Origin of the sequence: Acinetobacter sp. D009 (assembly GCF_038562025.1) — a bacterium.
Lineage (GTDB): Bacteria > Pseudomonadota > Gammaproteobacteria > Pseudomonadales > Moraxellaceae > Acinetobacter > Acinetobacter pittii.
Window position 1 is genome coordinate 1066105 of sequence record NZ_CP151886.1, and the last position, 17688, is coordinate 1083792.

15 protein-coding genes are annotated in these 17688 nt (G+C 39.2%); 5 read left to right on the forward strand and 10 right to left on the reverse strand.

What is annotated here, in order from left to right; translation table 11 throughout:
* The first annotated feature begins 59 nt into the window (after positions 1-59).
* Positions 60-2243: an Ig-like repeat protein Blp2 gene (blp2, locus tag AAC388_RS04985; protein WP_342371279.1), complete on the forward strand. Its 2184-nt coding sequence runs from the start codon at positions 60-62 to the stop codon at positions 2241-2243.
* 39 nt (positions 2244-2282) lie between these two features.
* Here blp2 and AAC388_RS04990 read toward each other — a convergent pair whose 3' ends face one another.
* The 9 genes from AAC388_RS04990 to AAC388_RS05030 all read right to left on the reverse strand — a co-directional run bounded on the left by AAC388_RS04990 (position 2283) and on the right by AAC388_RS05030 (position 9826).
* The gene (locus AAC388_RS04990) at positions 2283-2921 is read right to left on the reverse strand and encodes a DUF2238 domain-containing protein (protein WP_032035861.1); all 639 of its coding nucleotides are present in this window, start codon (positions 2919-2921) and stop codon (positions 2283-2285) included.
* 79 nt (positions 2922-3000) lie between these two features.
* Positions 3001-4389, reverse strand: coding sequence for an adenylosuccinate lyase (purB, locus tag AAC388_RS04995; RefSeq protein ID WP_046812544.1), 1389 nt, complete (start codon positions 4387-4389; stop codon positions 3001-3003).
* A 55-nt stretch (positions 4390-4444) separates the two neighbouring features.
* The gene (gene hflD / locus AAC388_RS05000) at positions 4445-5176 is read right to left on the reverse strand and encodes a high frequency lysogenization protein HflD (protein WP_016140362.1); all 732 of its coding nucleotides are present in this window, start codon (positions 5174-5176) and stop codon (positions 4445-4447) included.
* Positions 5177-5189: 13 nt separating this feature from the next.
* Entirely contained in the window at positions 5190-6323 is a 1134-nt protein-coding gene (gene mnmA / locus AAC388_RS05005; protein ID WP_005073282.1) for a tRNA 2-thiouridine(34) synthase MnmA, read from the reverse strand.
* A gap of 4 nt (positions 6324-6327) precedes the next feature.
* Positions 6328-6816, reverse strand: coding sequence for an NUDIX hydrolase (locus AAC388_RS05010; protein ID WP_069123796.1), 489 nt, complete (start codon positions 6814-6816; stop codon positions 6328-6330).
* A gap of 144 nt (positions 6817-6960) precedes the next feature.
* Positions 6961-7512: a gamma carbonic anhydrase family protein gene (locus AAC388_RS05015; RefSeq protein ID WP_017402781.1), complete on the reverse strand. Its 552-nt coding sequence runs from the start codon at positions 7510-7512 to the stop codon at positions 6961-6963.
* Between the two features lie 90 nt (positions 7513-7602).
* Positions 7603-8751: a D-alanyl-D-alanine carboxypeptidase PBP5/6 gene (gene dacC / locus AAC388_RS05020; protein ID WP_002118558.1), complete on the reverse strand. Its 1149-nt coding sequence runs from the start codon at positions 8749-8751 to the stop codon at positions 7603-7605.
* A 126-nt stretch (positions 8752-8877) separates the two neighbouring features.
* Positions 8878-9300, reverse strand: coding sequence for a hypothetical protein (locus tag AAC388_RS05025; protein ID WP_002118406.1), 423 nt, complete (start codon positions 9298-9300; stop codon positions 8878-8880).
* A 154-nt stretch (positions 9301-9454) separates the two neighbouring features.
* Entirely contained in the window at positions 9455-9826 is a 372-nt protein-coding gene (locus AAC388_RS05030) for a hypothetical protein (protein WP_119684728.1), read from the reverse strand.
* A gap of 101 nt (positions 9827-9927) precedes the next feature.
* Between AAC388_RS05030 and surE the strand changes: the two genes are divergently transcribed.
* The 3 genes from surE (at position 9928) to AAC388_RS05045 (ending at position 12669) form a co-directional block, all read left to right on the forward strand.
* Positions 9928-10698 (forward strand): 5'/3'-nucleotidase SurE, encoded by a 771-nt coding sequence (gene surE, locus AAC388_RS05035; protein WP_005073294.1) that lies wholly within the window; start codon positions 9928-9930, stop codon positions 10696-10698.
* A gap of 111 nt (positions 10699-10809) precedes the next feature.
* On the forward strand, positions 10810-11637 hold the full coding sequence (locus tag AAC388_RS05040; protein WP_126645817.1) for a peptidoglycan DD-metalloendopeptidase family protein: 828 nt from the start codon (positions 10810-10812) through the stop codon (positions 11635-11637).
* Between the two features lie 102 nt (positions 11638-11739).
* Positions 11740-12669 (forward strand): LysR family transcriptional regulator, encoded by a 930-nt coding sequence (locus tag AAC388_RS05045; RefSeq protein WP_002118686.1) that lies wholly within the window; start codon positions 11740-11742, stop codon positions 12667-12669.
* Positions 12670-12720: 51 nt separating this feature from the next.
* Here the strand turns inward: AAC388_RS05045 and AAC388_RS05050 are convergent, their stop codons facing one another.
* The gene (locus AAC388_RS05050) at positions 12721-15339 is read right to left on the reverse strand and encodes an ATP-binding protein (RefSeq protein WP_005067989.1); all 2619 of its coding nucleotides are present in this window, start codon (positions 15337-15339) and stop codon (positions 12721-12723) included.
* A 165-nt stretch (positions 15340-15504) separates the two neighbouring features.
* Between AAC388_RS05050 and AAC388_RS05055 the strand changes: the two genes are divergently transcribed.
* Positions 15505-17688: an MFS transporter gene (locus tag AAC388_RS05055; RefSeq protein WP_233733082.1), complete on the forward strand. Its 2184-nt coding sequence runs from the start codon at positions 15505-15507 to the stop codon at positions 17686-17688.

Here is a 17688-nt window from a genome sequence, read left to right on the forward strand (position 1 = left end):
ATGAAATATTTAAAAAGTTAGACATTTAAAAATATAACTGAAATTTAGGACAGGAAATAATGACAAGAATAATTGTAGCATCCAAAGAGGGTTTGGACGTTCTGCAAGATGGTCAGCTCAATAAGGTAGTGTTAAGTAAACCTTCTATTATTCAAATTGGCGTAAGTCAAAAAGATATAGTATCGGTGGAAAAACAAGGAGGAAGTCTAGTCGTCCATTTAAAAAATGGAGAGACTATTGTCTTAGAAAATTTCTTTAATGAAGCAACGAATACAACAGAACATTCACTTGTTCTTCCAACTGAACATGGAAAATTTGTTGAAGCACAATTTGATTCTCAGGGTAAGGTGATCGACTATACAGGTTTAAACCATGTCACAGATTTAGCCTATACCAGCACGAGCCAACCAGCCTCAACAATGGCAGTTGATGATTCCCCAACTTTTTCGATGGGTAATGTGCTAAAAGCAGGTTTGGCTGTTTTAGCTGCTGAAGGTTTATATCTTTGGGCTTTTGATAACGATGACAAAGATGATTCACCTGTAGATAACGTAGCTCCTGCTGCTCCGACTGCTACTGTGGGTGATGATACTGTTACTGTGACAGGAAAATCCGAAGCGAATGCAAAAATTTATATTCGAGATTTGAACGGGAATACGATCGCATCGGGTGTGGCAGATGCAAGTGGAAACTTTACGATTAAGCTCGATAAACCTTTAACAGATGGAAATAAACTAAAGGTTGTTGCTGAGGATGCTGCTGGCAATATCTCTAAAGAAAGTGAGTTTATTGGAAAGAAAGATACAATTGCTCCAGATGCTCCCCAAACTCAGCTGAGTGATGATGGCTCATTGGTAACTGGTAAAACTGAAGCAAATGCAAAAATCACTGTTTATGATGCTAGTGGTAATGTATTAGGCACTGTAACTGCAAATAAAGATGGTATTTTTTCTTTAAAGCTTACTCCTCCATTGACGAGTGACGCGGGTGGAAAAGTTATAGCTGAAGATGCTGCAGGCAATAAATCTGAACCAACTAAAATTATTGCCGGAAAGGATACTTTCGCTCCGGATGTTCCTTTAGTTGAAGTCAACAAAGAAGGTACCACGGTTGAAGGTCAAACTGAGCCTAATGCGAAAGTTCAGATAAAAGATGCTGATGGTAAAGTGATTGGTACGGGTACTGCAAACGCTCAAGGCGAATTTCAAATTACGCTTTCTCCGGCATTAAAAGAGTCACAAAAGGCAACAGTTGTTGTTGAAGATGCAGCAGGTAATACCTCTAAACCTTTAGAAGTTTCTCCAAGTTATGACTCTATTGCACCTGATAAACCTGTTGCTCAAATTAATGCTGATGGCACAACCGTAACAGGCACAACTGAAGCAAATGCAAAAGTTGAAATTAAAGATACGACAGGTAAGGTCATTGGTACGGGAACAGCAGATGCAAATGGAAAATTTACAATTACGATTTCGCCTGCTTTAACTGATAACAAACATGCTTCAGTTTCGGCTATTGATAGTGCAGGAAATAAATCTGAGGTTCTTGATATTATTGGTACTAAGGACACAACACCACCTGCAAAACCTGTTTTAAACAGTGTGGATGATGATGTTGGTGCTCTAAAAGGTGCGATTACTGCTGGTTCAGAAACTGACGATGCAAGACCAAAGCTCACAGGTTCAGGTGAGGCAAATGCAACTTTAACCATTTATGATAACGGTGTTGCTATTGGGATTGTAAATGTAAGTAGTAGTCGATCATGGAGCTTTACACTCGATAAAGACTTAGCAATTGGTAAACATACGATTACTTTAACTCAAACAGATGCAGCAGGCCTTACAAGTGAAGTGAGTTCACCATTTACGTTTTATGTGGTCGCTCCAAAGGCTGCCAGTTTAAGTGAGGTAGCTGTTGATACTGCTCATGCAGAAACTGTGTCTGTTGCTGATAGCGTTGGGTTAAATACATTAAAGTTAGTACAAAGCACAACAAATGAAACGGATAGCCAGCAGCAGAAATCTGTGCCAATAGATGATTTGTTAAAAAGCTCTACGCCTAGTGAACCAGACCCAATTGAAACTCTTTTGTCTTCAGCGGCATTAAAGCCTACTCAGGTAAATGATCAGAGTGATATAGCTACGAACGCTAGTAATATAACTACCAATATTGAGCATGTTTTACCTGATACGACTTCTTCGGTTTTACAAAGCCTTTTAGAACAAACCTATCCTGTTGTCTAAAGTGATCTTAAAAAAAGCGCTCATTGAGCGCTTTTTTATTTATGAGTTATTTGTTTTAGATGGAAGCATCAGTGCAAGAAGTCCATAGAAAATTGCCCCAATAGTCGCTAACAGCATATCTTTATGGGCATCCCACATATCGCCTTGTTGCCCATTATAATTTTCGGCTTCTTCGGGAGATAGTCCAATAGCAATTGCCCATTCAATAAGTTCATATAAAACACTTGATGCCATTACAAATTGAACTACTAATAAAAAAAGACTGAATGGCTTTACTGATGGTAACCACACTTGAAACACGCGATAAGTAAGAGGGTAGAGAAAAATACCATAGGCAAGATGAACCAAACGATCATACATATTACGGGACCAACCCATGTATTGATCTAAGTTAAAATTGAATGCTTGTTGTATCCAATCATTGTATGGAACGTATGAATACAGGTAATGTGCACCAACAATATGGATGAGCAAAAACAGCAGATAGAAAGTAAAACTTAAAAAATCGAGCCCAATCTTCTTAAAAATAACAAAGAGCAAAATCAACATAAACACAGTGCCAGCTTGGTGAAGTAAATAGGCTTCAAATTCAAGAGGCTGAATAGCTGAAATGACAATCGCAATCAAAAGCAAGCCAAGAGCAATATAGTGTTTAAGTTTGAATTGTTTTTCGATCATTTTATGAAGTCTTTATTGTGATTTATATGAGTGTAATAAAAAAGCGAAGCCTAAGCTCCGCTTTTTGTAAACTTTTTAATTAGATTTTGCTAATTAAATCGTTAATTTGTTTCGCTTGTTCAGCTGCATTACCTGTGTAAGTTGCAGGCGTAAGTTCAGCTAAGCGCGCACGTTCTTCGCTTGGTACTTGAGAAAGCTCTTCACCATTTACGAAATTAACCATCATGTCACGCGTCATTGCTTGACCACGAGTTAATGCTTTTAATTTTTCGTATGGTTTTTCAATGTTGTAGCGACGCATTACAGTTTGAATTGGTTCAGCTAAAACTTCTTGAGCTTGGTCTAAATCTTCATTTAAACGGTTTGCATTTAACTCAAGTTTACCAACACCTTTTAAGCACGCATCGAAAGCAATTAAGCTTTGTGCAAAACCAACACCCATATTACGTAATACAGTTGAGTCAGTTAAGTCACGCTGCCAGCGAGAAATTGGTAATTTTTCACCTAAGTGAGCCAATACTGCATTTGCAATACCTAAGTTACCTTCAGAGTTTTCAAAGTCAATTGGGTTAACTTTGTGTGGCATTGTTGATGAACCAACTTCGCCTTCTTTCAATTTTTGTTTGAAATAACCTAAAGAGATGTAACCCCATACGTCGCGGTTAAAGTCGATTAAAATCGTATTGAAACGACGTAACGCATCAAACAACTCTGCCATGTAGTCATGTGGTTCGATTTGAGTTGTATAAGGGTTGAATGTTAAACCTAAAGATTCAACAAAAGCTTGTGCGTGAGCAGCCCAATCAACATCTGGATAAGCAGAAAGGTGAGCATTGTAGTTACCTACAGCACCATTGATTTTGCCAAGTAACTCAACGTTTTCAAATTGTTTGATTTGACGAGCTAAACGGTATGCCACGTTCGCCATTTCTTTACCCAAAGTTGTTGGGCTAGCAGTTTGACCGTGTGTACGAGACAACATTGGTTGTTCAGCGTGAGTCGTTGCCAAAGCAGAGATCGCATTAAGGATTTGCTTCATGCTTGATACTAAAACTTCACGACCATTTTTAAGCATAAGCGCGTGAGACAAGTTGTTGATGTCTTCAGAAGTACATGCAAAGTGAATGAATTCACCCGCATTTTGTAATTCAGCGATACCAGCAATTTTCTCTTTTAAGAAATACTCAACTGCTTTAACGTCATGGTTAGTCGTACGTTCAATCTCTTTAATACGATTTGCATCTTCTTCAGAGAAGTTGCTAACAATTGCATCTAAAGCTGCATTTGTTTCGTTTGAAAAAGGTGCAACTTCAACAATTTCCGGACGGTTAGAAAGTGCTTGTAACCAACGCACTTCTACAGTGACACGAGCATGGATTAAACCAAACTCAGAAAGAAAAGGGCGTAGCGCATCACATTTGCTGGCATAACGTCCATCTAATGGTGATAGTGCGGTTAAAGCGTTCATAACGATTCCTTAATGTTGGAATAAACATAAAACTAAAAAAATCTCGTTTATAGTCTTAAATGACTTGGTACTGTAAACGAGCAAGTGCTTGAATATCCTGTAGCAATTTACGTTTGCTAAAAATCATGTTCCACGAACTACCGCCGAGTTGTCGCCATAAATGGGCCATTTGCAAGCCAGTAAACAGACAAGCACGGATGCGGTTAGTATGATTGGTATCTTTAAATGCTTCTGCATTACCACGAACTAAAATGCGTGGGTTAATCTGGCCAGCCGTATCAACATAAGTTTGCGCCAAATTGGCTAAAATGCTTGGGTGTAAGTAGTTATTATCAAAAAAAGACAGCTGTTTTAAAATTTTCTGCTGAGCTTTTTCAATGATTGCGACATATTCAGGATTGCTATAAACCTTTTTTTCTAGCTGTAAGAGCGACATCGCATAGGACATTGGCAATTTGGCCGTGCCCATTTTTGGAAGGCGAGATTTAGGCATGTTTGAAAAAGGTTGAGTAATACAATTTTCGAGTGTTTTAAGCCCTAAAGAAATATCTGCCAACTGATTAAAAAAATCTAAGGTTTGAACACCATTGTTGGCTGTAGGGCGTATATTTAAACTTGCTTTGATTAATAGTTCAAAATAGAAGTTACCACTTTCACCAATACTTTGCTGACCCGTCATGGCTGTCATATGGGTGAGCTGAGTGGCCTGAAATACCCCAGCCAAGGCAAGGGCACGGTTTTGGCGAACATTCAAGGCTTGTGATTGTTGAAATGGTAACTCCACCATGCCATTCATTCCCTTAAATAAAATTTGGTGTAGGGGCATTTGTATGGTGAATGACACCCCCGCCTAAGCAAACTTCATCTGAATAAAATACAACGCTTTGACCCGGTGTAACAGCACGCTGAGGTTCATCGAACTCAACGCGAACACCGTGTTCAGTGTTTTCATCAATAAAAATTGTACATGCCTGATCAGGTTGGCGATAACGCGTTTTAGCTGTACAGCGTAATCCTTCAACTGGAATATTTTGTTCACCAGCTACCCAGTCAATTGACTCACTCCACAGTTGAGTACTTTGCATGAGTGGGTGTTCATGTCCCTGACCAACAACGAGACGATTATTGGCAAGATCTTTATGTAGTACGAACCATGCACCCTCAGCTGCACCTTTCAAACCACCTAGACCAATTCCACCACGCTGACCGAGCGTATAGTACATCAGACCGTGATGTTCACCAACTTCTTTACCTGTATCAAGTACAATTTTCCCGGGCTGAGCGGGTAAATATTGTTTAAGGAAGTCATTGAAACGACGTTCCCCAATAAAACAGATTCCTGTTGAGTCCTTTTTCTTGGCTGTAGCAAGATCAAGTTCTTCAGCAATTCTGCGAACTTCAGGTTTTTCGATTTCGCCTACTGGAAATAATGTTTTATTAATTTCTCTACCATGAACAGCGTGCAAGAAATAGGTTTGGTCTTTATTGTTATCTACACCACGTAATAATGGTGCGTATGCTTCGCCTTTAGAGTTATATGCAGTTTCACCACGGCGTGCGTAATGGCCAGTCGCAATAAAGTCTGCACCTAAAGTCATGGCATGATCTAAAAATGCGCGGAATTTAATTTCTTTATTACATAAAATATCTGGATTTGGCGTACGACCAGCCGCATATTCAGCTAGGAAAAGTTCAAACACTCGATCCCAATATTCCATCGCAAAGTTTGCTGTATGCAGCTTAATACCGATTTTATCAGCTACTGCTTGGGCATCAGCTAAGTCTTCCATTGCCGTACAGTATTCCGTGCCGTCGTCTTCCTCCCAGTTCTTCATGAAAAGACCTTCAACTTGATAACCCTGTTGAAGTAAAAGTGCTGCAGAAACAGAAGAATCTACACCACCAGACATACCGACGATGACACGTTGTTGCATAGGACTAGGCATCCAAATGAGAAGTTAATGAGGGAGAGAAGGGGTGCTCATAAATAAGCGATAAAGGATAATGGTGGCCTTTCATAGCATCTTCAACTGCTTTTAGCACAAGAGGACTGCGAGCACGGGCAGATTCTTTGAGTTCATCCGGTGTCATCCACACAGCAGCGATAATACCTGTGTCGAGTTGAGGATTACTTTCAACCTGAGTTACATGTGCTAGAAAACAGAAACGGTAATAAGTGCGATCAGGAAACATTGGTGGGGTATAAGTATATATACCAAGCAAGGCATCAATTTCAACATGATGGCCTGTTTCTTCAAGTGTTTCTCGAATGGCAGCTTCTGTTAATGACTCACCACATTCCACATGACCAGCAGGTTGGTTAAATACTGTGTGTACAAAACCTTCGCTATGTTCTTCTACAAACAGATAGCGTCCGTCTTTTTCTACGACTGTAGCAACAGTGACATGAGGAGTCCACGCGGCCATAAAAAAGCACCATGATTTAAAAGACGTATAATACGAAATTTAGGGGTTTTTGGCTACGGTGATCTGCTAAACGATATGAGCAATACGACAAAACCATATCGTTTAAAAATCAGCATTTTTATTACTTACGATCAAGATAGATAATTAATCTTGATTTGCTTGTGCAGCTTTATGATTATTTTGCACTTTTACATAATGTCTTGCTGAATAAGGAAGAAATGCGAGTTCTTTTTCAGTCAGTGGTCGCACTTGTTGTACAGGGCTTCCTACATAGAGATAACCGCTTTTTAAGACTTTGCGAGGTGGAACTAAACTTCCTGCACCAATCATCACATCATCTTCAATAATTACGTCATCTAGAATAACGGTGTTGATTCCGACTAAAACACGGTTGCCAATGGTACAGCCATGTAAAGTCACATGGTGTCCAACCGTTACATCTTCACCAATAATCAGAGGTGAGCCATTCGGTTTGGCATCATTTTTATGGCTTACATGCAACATACAATGGTCTTGTACGTTACTGTTTTTGCCAATTTGAATACTATTTACGTCACCACGGATGACTGCAAAAGGCCAGACAGAAACATTTTCAGCTAAGCTAACGTCACCAACCACAACAGCCATATCATCGATATAACAGGTTGTATCTACTTGAGGGTGGTGTTCAAGATAAGGACGAATGTTCTTTGCCATGAGTAGTATCAAAATAAAATTTAGTCGAATTATAAAATAAAAAAGCACTCAGGCTAAATAGCATGAGTGCTTAATTCAACTATTCAAAAATTAGAATAAATTGCTGAAGAATTGCTTGATATGGTCGATTAAACGAGCAAAGAAACCTGCTTCTTCAACTGGCTTTAATGCAACTAACGGTTTTTCAGCAATTACTTTGCCGTCTAGGCTAGCAACAAGTTTACCGACAACTTGACCTTTTTGAAGTGGTGCATTTAAGTTAGGTTGAACGACTAACTGAGTTTTAATGCCATCAGCTTTACCTTTAGGCATGGTCACACTAAAGTTTTCAGCTAAACCAACTTGAACTTCATCTTCTTTACCAAACCAAACTTTTGCTTTTGCAAGAACCTGATTTGCTGGTTGAACATTTGCAGTTTCAAAGTTTGCAAAGCCCCATGCCAGTAACGTACGCGTTTGGTCTGCACGTTCAGACATGCTTGGAGTACCAAAAATCACTGAAATTAAACGCATTGGACCGCGTTTACTTGAAGTAGTTAAGCAGTAACCAGCTTCATCTGTATGACCTGTTTTTAAACCATCTACACTTGGGTCAGTGTAAAGCAAGGCATTACGGTTACCTTGTTTAATACCATTAAAAGTAAATTCTTTTTCAGAGTAAATTGGATAGTATTTTGAACTGTCTTTAATAATATGTTGTGCTAGCACAGCCATATCTTTTGCAGTTGAATAGTGGCCTTCAGCTGGCATACCAGTCGAGTTAATAAACTGGGTGTTCACCATGCCGATACGTTTTGCTTCCTGATTCATCATATGAGCAAACGTGCCTTCATTTCCGGCAATATGTTCAGCCATTGCTTTTGATGCATCATTACCTGACTGGATAATAATACCGCGGAGCATTTCTAGAACAGTCGCTGTACCGTTTAAAGGAACATACATACATGATTCAGAGCTACTTCCTTTACACCACGCAGACTCGTTCATACGAACCTGCTCATTTTCAGTCAATTCACCTTTTAATAATTTTTGTTCAATGATGTAACTGGTCATCATTTTTGTCATAGACGCAGGTGCAAGCTTTTCGTTTTCATTTTTAGAAGCGAGAATTTGTCCTGTCTCATAATCCATTAATACATAAGACTTATTATTTAATTCTGGCGGAGCTGATAAGACAGTTGCTGCATAAGAAAAACTTGGTAAGAGGAGTAGTGCAGCAATAGCGCTTTTTCGAGTCATTCTAGGTAATTCCAATATCTTGTATGAAGCAGAAGAGCCTAGCATTTTAGGATAAAGCAAAGCCGACTTCTACGGGAGAAGTCGGCTTTTTCAAACAGTATTGTAACTCAAGAGTTTTTTACTAATTTAGTTTTGCGATTGATATGCTTTCACATCTTGGCAAACTAATGTGTTTTGTTCATCACCGGCAGCTTTCGCATCGCTACGTGCTTCTTTTAAGTATTTCTTGAAAGCTTTGTCTTTACTACGTTTTTCTAATGCAGAAACAGCATCGGTTTCATTTGGTAGGTAGTCTTTAACTAAACGTTCATAGCCTTGAGCAAAATCAGCGTCTTTTTTACCAATCAAACTTGGACAAATTTCAGAAAGCACTTGAATTGCAGCTAATTCTTCAGGAGTCGTGCCTTGTTGTGGAGTCACTTCAACAACATTTTCATTTTCGGTTTTCTTTTCAGTTGTTTTCTTCTTATCAGCAGCAAAACCAGCTGTTGCCATGCTCATAAGTAAAACCAAAGAGAGTGATTGAACTAAGCTTTTCTTCATAAACATCGATAACCCAAAATAAAATTTCTAAATATGCCGTTAGCTTAACCAATTTAGAATTTAAAAAAATGGAAAAAATGTATTGTTATGTTGGTTTTCTGCTTAATGGCAAACAGAAAACCCAAAATGAATAAGTCTCTATATCACAAAAGAGTAAGATCTATTCTTTATAATTAACGATCTCTTCACAGAGCTCATGTTGCTCATGATGATCCATTTGTTTTGCCGCAAGACGTGCTTCATTTAATAAAGTTTTAAATTCAGCATCGTTTTGTAGAGTCGCTAAGGTCATTGATTTATTTGAATAACCACTTAAATACATCGCAATAATCTTTTGCGCGTTTGACTCAAGTTTTTTATTTGGTCCGACGAAAGCTGGGCAGATTTCCTGCAAAACTTGCGTTGCGGCAATGTCATCTTTAATTAAGCTATCAGCCTCTTGTGTTGAGATATCCTCATCTGCAAAAACCACTTGCGTACACAATGTGATACTGATCCCCAATACCTGAAAAAAAGGAGCGAAAGTTTTCATTTTTTCACAATTTTATAATGCTATGGAGGCATAAATATATATAATTCAACAAATAATTCAATTGTGAAAACCTTTAGGTTTATTTGTAGAGAAAGATTTTAGTGAATATTTTGATAGCGAATGATGACGGTGTTTTTGCGCCAGGTATACAGGCTTTAGCTGAAGCATTAAGACCACTTGGACGCGTGGTTGTGGTTGCACCAGAAAGTGAAAGAAGTGGTTTCTCAAGTGCATTAACATTGGATCGACCATTACGTCCCATTCAAATTGCCGAAGATGTCTGGGCAGTGAATGGTACACCAGCAGATTGTGTTTATTTATCCATGAATGGTTTGTTTGATTTTGAGTTTGACTTGGTCGTGAGCGGAATCAATAGTGGTGCGAACTTAGGTGATGATGTTTTATATTCGGGAACAGTAGGGGCTGCATTTGAAGGTCGTTTAATGAAACAACCTGCAATTGCCGTGTCTTTAGCGGGTCCTGATGTACGTGCTTATAACGATAAAGAAGATTATGCTCAGGCTGCTCAGTGGGTACATGATTTTATTGCAAGCGGATTACCAGCTTTGCCTCCGCGACATATCTTTAATATCAATATTCCTGACGTACCGCAGTTAAAAGGGGCGCAGATTACATATCAAGGTCGCCGTGCTCAATCTAAGCCTATTACCAGTCATGTCGATCCACGAGGCCGTCAAGTTTACTGGATTGGATTAGCAGGCGAGGCGGTTACAGATCCGCAACGTGTTTCTAGCCAGATTCAATCTGATTTCTTTGCCGTTGCAAACGGTTATGTAAGTGTTACCCCTATTCAAATGGATGCAACAAATTACGCTGTTTTAGAAGATTTACAGATCAGTTTGAGTCAATAATTTGCCTCGAATGTTATAACTTTGTGAATAAAGAAAAAGAGGAACGTGTTTCCTCTTACTTTTTTGGTACTCTTAGCCGAAATGATTTGTAGCATTTAGTGAGGGAGATCAATGCATTTAATTGGGCAACAAAGCAGAGTGCATATCCAAAAAGACAAAATAATGAAAATTATGTTGTTGTCTGTGGCTGTAGGTTTTACCGTTGCTATGGCAGGGTGTGCTTCTAAACCACAAATTAATAATAGTTCTCGCTATGCAATGGCTCCTAACTATTACACTGTTCGTTCAGGTGATACTTTAAGTGGTATCGCAATGCGTTATGGCCTCGACTATATTAGTATTGCCGAAATGAATGATATTGCTCCGCCATATCGTATTTATGTTAATCAGTCTTTGCGTTTGAAGAAAGGTTCTTCACCAAGAACAGTATCTACGCAAGTCATGGCACAACCTGAGCAAATCAAACGTCAAACTATTGCTCTACCAACCACACAACCTGTTACACCAGTAACTCAGCCTACAACGACCGCACCGTCAACGAATACGACAGTGACTTCGGTTGCACCAAATTCTAGTTTACGCTGGATAAAACCGACCAATGGGCCAGTGATTCAAGGGTTTAATTTGGCAAATAATGTCAAAGGAATCCGTTATGGTGGAAATCAGGGTGACCCTATTTATGCCGCAGCAGATGGTCAAGTTGTCTACGCAGCTGATGGCTTAAAAGAATACGGCAATCTGGTTTTAATTAAGCATATTGACGGCTATATCAGTGCCTATGCCCACAATAGCAAGATGTTGGTGAAAAGCGGTGATAATGTAACTGCTGGACAAAAAATTGCCGAGATGGGCTCTACTGGGGCTTCTCAGGTCATGCTTGAGTTCCAGATCCGTTTGGATGGAAAACCAATTAATCCTATAAATCTTTTACCAAAATAGCTAATGCATAAAACTTAGGTTTCCTCGTATAATATAATTGGTTGCTTTCATTACAACAATAAGCATTTTTTTATAAATTTAGAATTAGATTTGAGGAAACCTATGTTAGATCAGCTTCGTGCGATGGGTGTTTTTGCTTGTGTGGTTGAAAAAAGTTCATTTAGTGGTGCGGCACGTGAATTAGGAATTACAACAAGTGCAGTGAGCCAGCAGATTCGATCCCTTGAGCATGAAATGGATGTAATTCTATTACATCGCTCCACGCGTAAACTCAGTTTGACAGAAGCCGGACAGGCTTTTTTTTCAAGCTGTCAAGAAATGTTGGCGGCTGCTGAAAGGGGGAAAATCAGAATTAATGAGTTGAGGGATGACTTAATTGGGGATTTGCGTATCGCAACTACTCCTGATTTAGCAGTTCAGCACCTCATTCCTGCGTTATCTCACTGGATGTCAGCTCATCGCGGTTTATCTGTGCATTTTGAAGTTGGGCATCGTTATATCGACTTAATTGAAGAGCGAATTGATATTGCAGTGCGCATGAGTTCTACGCCGGTAGAAGAAAGTAGCTCTGTCATTCCAATGGCTTTTGTCGATCAGATTTTAGTAGCTTCTCCAAGTTATCTGAATCAATCTAGTCCAATTGTGCATCCTAATGATTTAAGAGATCATGAGTTATTATCAATTAATGTCATGAATGACGCGCACCATTTCCATTTTCAACATGTAAAAACGGGCGAAACACTTAATGTTGAAATGCAAAGCCGTTTGCAGAGCAATAATTTACAAGTTGCAAAAGCGTTATGTCAGCAAGGACATGGTATTGCAAGAATTTTATATTTAGATGCTCAAAAAGAGTTAAAAAATGGTTCTTTGATTGAACTCATGCCAGATTGGAAATTACCAACTTTTACTTTGTATGCAGAAGTTGCCAAGCATGACCAACAGCCAATGAAAATTCAGCGTTGTGTTGAAGCACTTAAACAATATTTTAGTCAGTTAGCAGGAGGACGAGCGATCCAAATCGTTCGTTAATTTTGCCACTCTAAAAGTAAAAAGGGCCTGTATTGGACAGGCCCTTTTTTATTACTTCTGTTTTAAGGTTGCGACTTCTTCTACACTTTCTTGTGGTAGATCTTCCGCTGTAAGCTCTTCATGCTTCTTAATTTTTTTCTTATTTTTCTTTTTCTTCTTTGGCTCCTCTTCAATTTCTGCGCCATCTTCAATGGCTTGCCAATATTCGAGTTGCTCCATTACAGCAGCATAAATAGAGTGTTTACTGTACTTACCTTTTTTGTCGAGTGTTCCGACAGGGCGGGCCATTAGGATTTCAAGCGCTTGATCAATAGTATCAATCGCATGAATATGGAATTGACCACTTTGTACCGCATCAATTACATCTTGGCGTAACATCAAGTGCTGCATGTTTTGACGTGGAATAATGACACCTTGTTTACCAGTTAAACCTTGTAATTTACACGCATCATAGAAGCCTTCAATTTTTGCATTTACACCACCAATTGGTTGAACTTGGCCTAACTGGTTCATAGAACCCGTAATTGCCCAAGATTGATCAATTGGTATTTGGCTAATTGCAGAAATTAATGCAGAAAGCTCGGCAACTGTTGCACTGTCGCCGTCTACTTGTCCATAACTTTGTTCAAAGGCTAGAGCAGCAGAGAAATGTAAAATCTGTTCACGACCAAAGTGAGCTTTCAAGAAGCTAGACATGAGCAACACGCCTTTGGCATGCAGTGAACCACCAAGTTCTACACTACGTTCAATATCAAGAATATCGCCGCCGCCTTGATAAACTGATGCAGTCAAACGTGAAGGTAAACCAAACTCAACATCTGCATAGTGAATAACAGAGAGGGCATTGATTTGACCTAAACGATGACCAGAAGTCTCGATTAACTGAGTTCCACGTGACAGATCTTGCCAGTAAAGCTCTCTTAAATAGCCTAAGCGATACTGTCTGTGTTGTAGTGCCAAGTTAATGTGCTGGTCAGTTACAAGCTTTTCATTAGCTTTAAAAGCATGGTGATGTGCTTCCCGAATCAGGTCGCCCAAAGTTGAAGCATGTAATGACAGTGAGCTTTGGTCTTCTGCCTGACGACTTGAGTCGGTAAGTAAAGCTGCTAAAGCACTGCGGTCAAACGGAAGTAATTTATCCGCTTGTACATAATCAGCAATTAGCTGCATGTAGGCTTGTTCATTTTCATCATTACGTTGCAGAGTATCGGTAAAATCTGCACGAATTTTAAAGACACTGCCAAGCTCTGGTTCTACTTCTAAAATTTCATAATAAATTTCAGGTTCTGCCATAAGAACCACTTTAATATCAAGTGGAACAGCAGCAGGTTCTATCGAGATAGAGCCTGTTAACGTCAGCATATGTTCAAGAGAAGAAAGCTTGAGCTGACCTGATTTCAAGGCACGCTTTAAACCTTGCCATGCATAAGGCTGTTCGAGTAATTGCTCGGCCTCAAGCATTAAAAAGCCACCATTCGCTTGATGTAGAGCACCTGGACGAATGAGAGTGAAATCTGTGGTAATTGTGCCGTTGTGAGTAAGTTGTTCAACATGACCAAGCAAATTGTAGTGCGTTGGGAAATCTTCAAAAATAACCGGTGCACCACTGTTTGGTTTGTTTGAGACAATTACATTGGCCTGATAACGTGCAGGCACACGATTGAACATTGCCGGAGCAAAGTCATCTTCTTCTTGCTCTAAAATGAGTTCAACATTATCAATTACATCTTGAGCATATTGTTTTAAATAATCTTCAAGGCCTTTGACTTGACCATATTTATTTAAAATCAAATCCATGCGTGGCTTAACCACTTGGGTCGCGATGTCTCGATTCAACACAGAGACTTTGTCACGTGCGTCATCTTCTAAATCACCTAAATGCAAACCAAGACGCTCGAGCTTTTTATCCATGTAGCGAACATTCGCTGCAATTTCAGCACGTTGCTTAGTATTTAAAGCATCAATTTCTGTTTGGGTGAGTTCTTGCACCTGATCATCTTTTACTTGTACAGGTACAAAGCCATGCTTTTCATTGCGGGAGATGAGTTTTAAATCGAGCTCTTCACCTTCTTTGGTTAACTCGACAAGCGCTTGTTGCTGCTCATCTCCAGTTTCCTCACGGATACGTTCAATGCGGTTATGATAGGTCTCGGCACTAAAACGGCGTTCAAGCTGTTTTAAAATAATTTGCCAAGTTTGATGAAGGGCATGTTGAAACTTGGTTCCTTGTCCAGCAGGGAAGCGTAAAGCAAGTGGTTGGCGTGCTTGCTTAAAATTATAGACATATACCCAGTCATCTGGGGTAGGCATTGTTTTCGCATGTTGTTGGAGTAAACGCTTAATCATGGTGCGTTTACCCAAGCCTGCTGTTCCTACTGCAAAAATGTTATAGCCAGAGTAGGGTAAAGAAATACCCGCTTCTACCGATGCTTTGGCACGGTCTTGCCCTAAAAAGTTATTAAGCGGTTTTATACGTTTTGTAGAAGCTGGAATTTTTTCAAAATCTGGAATATGTGTTAGTTGTTCGGGTTTTAAGGCTGTTTTATCCAAAGTCATTTTTATATCAGGTTGCTCAAAAGCTGAAGGAAATGCATTTATTGTGACGTTTGTGGTGTTTGTTTTAGCGAGTGATAAAGTTGAGATGGTCACTTGATCAAGTTTTTGTGTCACTGTTGATATCCAGCAAAAGAAAACGAAGGTTGAAGCTTAAAGGTATACAGGTTTAGCATAAAATATCAAGCAAACTTGCCGTTTTTATCGCCAAAACAAAATTGATTGCATAAAGAATCTTGAAAGGAATTGTAAGAAGGGTTTGAATAGGCACATTTATAATTTATGGAAAATAAAAAACGAATGACCACACAAGCTTCGGGTTGGGTCTCGGCTTTTAAAGCATTTTTAGATCGCCGTGCATTAATTATGCTGTTTCTAGGTTTTTCTGCCGGAATTCCGATTTTATTAATTTTCTCTAGTCTCTCTTTATGGCTTGGAGAGGCGGGCATTGATAAAAGTGCAGTCACTTTTTTTAGTTGGGCTGCCCTAGGTTACTCTTTTAAGTTCGTTTGGGCTCCTCTTATTGATGAGTTACCTGTGCCTGTCTTAACTAAAACGTTAGGCCGAAGACGAGCTTGGTTGTTAATTGCACAGTGTTTGATCGTTCTTGCTATTTGTATTATGGCTTTCTCTGATCCTTCTCTAGGTCAAAGTTATCTTATTCAAATGGCGGTAGGTGCTGTATTACTTGGCTTCTCGGCAGCAACCCAAGATATTGTGATTGATGCTTACCGTATTGAATTAGCAGAAACAGAAATGCAAACGGTATTGGCCTCTACCTATAATGCTGGTTACCGAATTGGCATGATTGTGGCTGGAGCGGGTGCATTATTTCTAGCTGCCCACTTGGGAACTGCTAAAGGTAATTACATTTACGAAGCCTGGAAAACGACTTATTTAACCATGGCAGGCGTTATGTTAGTGGGTATTGTCACGACCCTACTTGTGCGTGAGCCTGTTGTAAATCGAGTTTATAAAAATTATAAGAGTAGTGATTACTACCGTTTGGTTCTCGTATTTTTTATTGCCGTTATTTCATTCGTAGTCACTTATATTTATTCGGGACAGGTTACCGAGGCCATTTCACAAGCTGGCAATATTAAAGACAGTGCTGCGTTATTTGGTTTAGAGGCTTTAAGATTTTTAACTGCAACTGCTGCTGCGATTTTTGTAGGTTATCTACTCGTTAAAATTGGTGTGGTTAACCAGCAAATGGCTAAAGAGACATGGATTGCACCAATTCTAGATTTCTTTAAACGCTATGGTGTCAAACTTGCATTAGTGTTGTTGCTACTTATTGGTTTCTTCCGTATTTCAGACATTATTGCTGGTGTTATTTCTAATGTGTTCTACCAAGATCTTAACTTCAGTAAAGAGCAAATTGCAGAAGCAGTTAAAATCTATGGAGTACTATTTAGTTTAGTCGGCGGTTTCTTAGGTGGTCTTTTAGCACAGCGCATCAACATTATGAAACTGATGTTTGTCGGTGCTGTTTTGGCTAGCTCTACCAATTTAATTTTTATTGGACTAGTAAAATCTGGTCAGCCATTAGATATGGTAGACGTAAAAGTTGGTGAACATAGCTATCAAGTCAAGCCAGATGAAGTCGGATTATGGAAATTAGAAGTACCAAGTTCTGCTTTTAGCGGAACAAAACAAATTGAAGTAAAAGCTGCTTATGCTTCAAATGATGTAGCGCCTGTTACACGTACTCAGCCATTACTTACAACTGAGTTAGCTAAATCGCCTCTACAAATTTTACCTGTTATGGGCAATGATCAGGTCTCACTCAAAGATGGTGAGGGAAGTGTTGTGGTTCGAGGGCAATACTTTGGACAAGCATTAACTCCTACGCAAAAAATTATCATTAGCCTTGATGGGCAAAATTTTGATGCAAAAATGACTGATCAAAAAGGTGTTTTTAGTGCAGCCATTGATGCAAAAAAACTAGTGGCATCGACCAGTAAAGAGCTTAACGTAGCTGTAATGGATGGCGAACAAAAAATACTTTCTGCATCTCATCCATATGCTGTTAGCTCAAATCAAAAAGCGGAAAGTGAACTTGATGTGAATATTGAACCGGTAGCTTATATTGATCCACTTTCTGGTCAACCAGTGGAAGTCAGCGGTAAGGTCATTAAACCATATAGTTCTTTATGGCTTTATTTTGCCATTATTGTCGATAACTTGGCTTCTGGTTTGGCTGGTGCGGCATTTATTGCATTCCTTTCAAGTTTAACGAGTGTTTCATTTACAGCTGTTCAATATGCAATCTTTAGTTCACTCATGACACTTACTCCAAAACTTTTGGGTGGATATTCAGGTACCATAGTCAGTAATATTGGATACCCAAAGTTCTTTTTGATGACAACTCTTATTGGTATTCCAATCTTGATCTTAGTGGTTTGGGTTGGAAAATTGCTAAGAGATCATCAAACACATGAATCAGAAAAGGCAGGTGAATAA